The 3,037-nt window shown below is 33.4% G+C and carries 5 protein-coding genes; all 5 read left to right on the top strand.

The genetic code is table 11. The annotated features are described in order from the left end of the window. Positions 1-197: 197 nt before the first annotated feature. Positions 198-767, top strand: a complete 570-nt coding sequence (locus tag NI462_RS14820; RefSeq protein ID WP_004733260.1) for a TetR/AcrR family transcriptional regulator — start codon at positions 198-200, stop codon at positions 765-767. Continuing rightward, entirely contained in the window at positions 764-1,681 is a 918-nt protein-coding gene (locus tag NI462_RS14815) for a DMT family transporter (RefSeq protein WP_253161222.1), read from the top strand. The genes NI462_RS14820 and NI462_RS14815 overlap by 4 nt, the downstream gene beginning before the upstream one ends. An 82-nt stretch (positions 1,682-1,763) precedes the next feature. Further along, entirely contained in the window at positions 1,764-2,009 is a 246-nt protein-coding gene (locus tag NI462_RS14810; RefSeq protein WP_000246755.1) for a type II toxin-antitoxin system RelB/DinJ family antitoxin, read from the top strand. Continuing rightward, positions 1,999-2,292, top strand: a complete 294-nt coding sequence (locus NI462_RS14805) for a type II toxin-antitoxin system RelE family toxin (protein ID WP_004647759.1) — start codon at positions 1,999-2,001, stop codon at positions 2,290-2,292. Before NI462_RS14810 ends, NI462_RS14805 begins: the two co-directional genes overlap by 11 nt. Positions 2,293-2,447: 155 nt before the next feature. Next, positions 2,448-2,879 (top strand): DUF6392 family protein, encoded by a 432-nt coding sequence (locus NI462_RS14800; protein ID WP_253161220.1) that lies wholly within the window; start codon positions 2,448-2,450, stop codon positions 2,877-2,879. Positions 2,880-3,037: the final 158 nt, after the last annotated feature.

Genomic DNA, 3,037 nt, shown 5'->3' with positions numbered 1-3,037 from the left:
CGTCCGCTAAGAAAATTGCAAAAGTGCATATTCTAAAAGCGGACATTTTTACTTTGGAGAAACCGGACATTTCTATTTTGGAGTTACATTTTGACTTCGTATAAGGTGTATTATGTTAATTGTAGGGAAGCTTAAAAATTGAATATTCTGTTCTCATCTTATATATTAGGTATATCGGTCTACCTAAATTAAACCTTATGAAAACTGCCAAGCAACGAATTTTAGAAGCAGCCTCGATCCTATTTTATAACGATGGCATAAATAACACTGGAATTAATGCCATTACAGAAAAGGCAAAAGTTGCAAAAATGTCCTTATATAATAATTTCCCTGCTAAATCTCATATAGTTAACTCTTATATTGAGGCTAGACATCAAGAGTGGCTTGATTTATATGCCATTAGAAGTAAGGAAGCACATACTCCTTTAGATAAAATATTAGCAGTTTTTGATGCCTATCAAGATCATGCTGAATTTGCTTATGAAAAGGGTTTTCGAGGATGTGGTCTATTAAATGCAGCTGCTGAATTTCCAGCGAATAGTCCTGAAAGATGGGCTATTAAATTGCATAAAGATGAAATTGAAAACATTATTTCTAATCAGCTTTCTGAGATTTTTCCAAATCAAGATAAAGTTCAAAAAATAGCTTTAATGCTATCTTTTATTCTAGAAGGATCCATTGCTAGAGCAGGTTTAGAAGGCTCAAGTCATAAAATTCAAGCTGCAAAAAGAATCGTCCTTAATATTTTAGAGCAAGAAGTTGTATGAGTAATATGCTTCCTAATGCTTCTAATTACGGATTTATTGCTGTTCTTTTAGCTGCTTTTCTTTGGGGAACTACAGGTACAGCTGCTACGTTTGCTCCAAATCTCAGTCCTCTTGCTATCGGTGCTGCCGCTATGGGTGGTGGTGGTCTTTTACAAGCACTTTTAGCCCGAAAAAGTATTAAAAAGAATTTAATTCACATAAATTCTAATCTTGTTATTCTGATAACAGGAGTCGTTTCTGTCTTTATTTATCCTTTGGCATTTTATTCTTCTATGCATTTAGCTGGGGTAACTATTGGTACTGTTGTTTCAATTGGTACTGCCCCTTTATTTACAGCACTTTTAGAACGTTTTTTTGATCAAAAAAAACTTTCTATGATTTGGTTTATTAGTTTTATCTTGGGAATTATGGGTGTAATTTTTTTATCTATAGGTGAGTCACACTCACCGACAACCTCAGAAAAAATAACAAATAATGGACAAATTTTAGGAATCATTTTAGGTGCTGTTGCTGGACTAACCTATGCCTTATATTCTTGGGCAGCTAAAAAACTTATAGATCGGGGAATAGATTCAAAAGCCTCTATGGGGCTGATTTTTGGTTTCGCATCGCTTTTATTGTTGCCTACTTTATTCTTTACTGGCTCAAATTTATTTGAACAGAATATAAATATTTATGTCGTAGGCTACATGATGCTTATTCCAATGTTTTTAGGATATGTATTATTTGGCTATGGTTTAAAAACTGTTCCAGCAAGTAAAGCAATTACTTTAACTTTGTTTGAGCCTTTAGTTGCTGCAATATTGGCAATAGCATTAGTTGGAGAAAAGTTAACTCCCATTGGCTGGATAGGTATGATTTTTATTTCTTTATGCTTAGCACTCCTTTCTAAAGCCAAAGATTCCCCCATTTAACATAATGGAGGTTATGCGAAGTCGACTTGTAATGCAATTTGCATTACACTGTTCCTAGTACATTAAATACTTGGGAAATATGATGGCTACTGTTAACTTCAGGATCGATGAAGCCCTTAAAGAAAAATCTTATTCAATCCTTAAAGAGCAAGGTATTGCACCTACGGATTTCTTCACTAGTATTCTTGAGTATGTTGCTACGACTGGGAAACTGCCTGTCAAAAAAGCTTTGCTTTCGGAAGAAGATGAAGAATTATTAGCTCTTGTCCGTAAGCGCATTAATGATCCTAAAGAGATGTTTGAGGAAGTCACATTAGATGACTTATAAGCTTTTACGTCACAAGGACTTTACAGCAGAATGGGAAAAACTCCCTGTTGCTATACGAGATCAATTTAAAAAGAAACTAGCCAAAGCCATAGAGCAGCCACATATTCCAAAGAATATGCTTAGAGGCGATCTTGCAGGTTGCTATAAAATCAAATTATTAAAAGCTGGTGTCCGACTTGTCTATCAAGTTAAAGATGATCAGGTAGTTATCCTGCTCATTACCGTCGGAAAACGAGCTGATAGCATAGTTTATGACGAAGCGAAAAAGCGAATTAAAGACTAAAAATGGGAGCTTATAGCTCCCATTTTTGGCTTCGTATAAGAGATTTTATGTTAAATGGATACAGCTTTTGAAAATTTTAACTTTGAATCAGAGATTTCATTTTTAATATGATAAAACCAAAGAATAAAGAAAATTTTAATTTAGGTATGTCATAAGTGAATTTTTCAGGTGATGCAGAGGTTTTTTTATCTTGTCTTGGAACTAAAGAGTCAAGTTCAGATATTTTGAAAGCAGTTATTCTTGTTGCAAGTGAGTTTGACTCATTAGAGACTAATTTTGGTGGAGAAAAGCTATCCTATTGGCAATTTTTTAAGAGAGGTATTACGTTCAGGTTTAATGAACATCAGATACTAGATACCATTTTCATCTACGTCAAAGAGAATGAAGAATATTACCCATACCCGTTTTTAGAAAATCTGATCACAGGTATTAATCAAAAAAGTACGATGCAATTTGTAGCTTATTTATTTGGAATCCCCGAAAGAGAAAGTAACAGTTGGCTTAAATACAAAATATTTGATAATTATTTACATTTTGAGTTTGATAATTCATTAGAATTGAAACAAATTACAATGGGACAATATTGATACCATATTATTAATTTTTATGTGTTTTTTTAAATTTAAACCCTAGATATGAGTCTAGGATTTTTCATGTTATTCCCAAGTAGAAATGTCCTACCTAATAACCAAATAGAAATGTCCTATATGGACAATTCCAAGTCAAGCACAGGATTTAGATTTCG

The sequence above is a fragment of the Acinetobacter lwoffii genome (genome assembly GCF_024129715.1).
Taxonomy (GTDB): Bacteria; Pseudomonadota; Gammaproteobacteria; order Pseudomonadales; family Moraxellaceae; genus Acinetobacter; species Acinetobacter lwoffii_U.
The sequence above is the reverse complement of the archived record's forward strand: the minus strand, read 5'-3'. Positions and strand labels throughout refer to the sequence as shown.